Below are 1,459 nucleotides of genomic sequence, written 5' to 3'. Positions count from 1 at the left end.
CCAGTTGTTGAAGTTTCGTTCTTGCAGTTCAAGCAGTTCGCCCGATTCCGGGCGCGGCAGTTTTTCTGAGAAGACGTTTTGGCAGGCATCGCAACGCCCGAGCACCCCGATCGCCGGGGACGCTCCGTTTCCCAGAAAGACAGGTTCCCCATGACTACTGGCACCGTGAAGTGGTTCAACGCCGACAAGGGCTTCGGCTTCATCACCCCCGAGGACGGCTCCAAGGACGTGTTCGCGCACTTCTCCGCGATCAACTCCGGCGGGTTCCGCTCCCTCGAGGAGAACCAGCGCGTCGAGTTCGAGACCCAGGACGGCCCCAAGGGCCCCCAGGCCGCGAACATCACCGTGCTTGCGTGAGAACGCTCTGATCTCCTCGTGAGATCCCCGGCACGGAGCTGAGCGCTCCGAGGCCGACCTGACATCGCCACCCGGCTCCGGCCGGGTGGCGATGTTTTTGTCTCTTCGCCCCTTGGCCTCCGCGCCCTGGGTTTCGCCTCTCTCCACCCTGGCCCGCTCGCGCCCATCGCTCCCGCAGGCCTCGTCGCCGAGCGCACGAGGCGACCACAGGCGGCCACCGATGCTCGACCCGACCACGGTCGTCGATGAAGCCGCCCCGACGGCCGTCCTAGGGCAGTGCCAGGCGGAAGACCTTCGCCCACGCCGAGCCCACCTGCTGGTACAGCGGGCCGGTCGTGTAGGGCAGCCCGTAGCGGGCGCAGATCTCCCGGACCTTCACGGCGACCTCGGGGTAGCGGTTCGAGGGCAGGTCCGGGAACAGGTGGTGCTCGATCTGGAAGGACAGGTTGCCGGTCATGAGGTGCATCAGCCGGGACCCGGAGATGTTCGCCGAGCCGATCATCTGCCGCAGGTACCAGTCCCCGCGGGTCTCGCCCTCGATCTGGGCCTCGGTGAAGGTGTCGGCTCCGGCGGGGAAGTGCCCGCAGAAGATCACGGCGTGCGCCCAGATGTTGCGCACCGCGTTGGCGGTGGCCGTGGCCGCCAGGGCTTGCTTGCCCGAGCCGCTGAGGATCGCCGCGGCGGCGGGCGTGGCCACGTAGTCCTTGGCGATCTGCTTGGCGAACTTCGCTCCCAGAGCCTTCAGCGACTGCTGGAGCTCGGCCTTGGACTTGGTGCCCTCCCGCACCCGGTCGAGTTCGAGGTCGTAGAGGGCGATGCCCCACTCGAAGACCGGAGCCAGCAGCGCGTTGTAGAGCGGATTGCCCAGGTTCTTGAGCCGCCACGGCTGGTCCGCGTCCATGCGCAGGATCGTGTACCCGACGTCGCGGTCCTTGCCGATGACGTTGGTCCAGGTGTGGTGCAGGTCGTTGTGGGTGTGCTGCCACGCCTCGGCGGGGGTGACGAAATCCCACTCCCAGGTGGTGGAGTGGATGTCGGGGTCGCGCATCCAGTCCCACTGCCCGTGCAGCACGTTGTGGCCGATCTCCATGTTCTCCAGGAT

Annotated in this window: 2 protein-coding genes; one reads left to right on the top strand and one right to left on the bottom strand. The window is 67.0% G+C overall.

From position 1 onward, the window contains the following. Positions 1 to 150: 150 nt before the first annotated feature. Positions 151 to 357 carry a transcription antiterminator/RNA stability regulator CspE gene (cspE, locus tag ACH9D2_RS02520; protein WP_035923571.1) on the top strand — a complete coding sequence of 69 codons (207 nt, stop codon included), beginning with the start codon at positions 151 to 153 and terminating at the stop codon, positions 355 to 357. 268 nt (positions 358 to 625) lie between these two features. Here the strand turns inward: cspE and ACH9D2_RS02515 are convergent. After that, on the bottom strand, positions 626 to 1,459 hold an 834-nt coding region (locus ACH9D2_RS02515; protein WP_396361178.1), incomplete at its 5' end, for a fatty acid desaturase.

Source organism: Kocuria rhizosphaericola (assembly GCF_044462205.1).
Taxonomy (GTDB): Bacteria; Actinomycetota; Actinomycetes; order Actinomycetales; family Micrococcaceae; genus Kocuria; species Kocuria rhizosphaericola.
Note: the sequence above shows the minus strand (reverse complement) of the source record. Positions and strands in the feature narration are given on the sequence as shown.

Coding starts and splice junctions, on each gene's coding strand:
- cspE (WP_035923571.1), top strand. CDS start 151: ATGACTACTGGCACCGTGAAGTGGTTCAACGCCGACAAGGGCTTCGGC.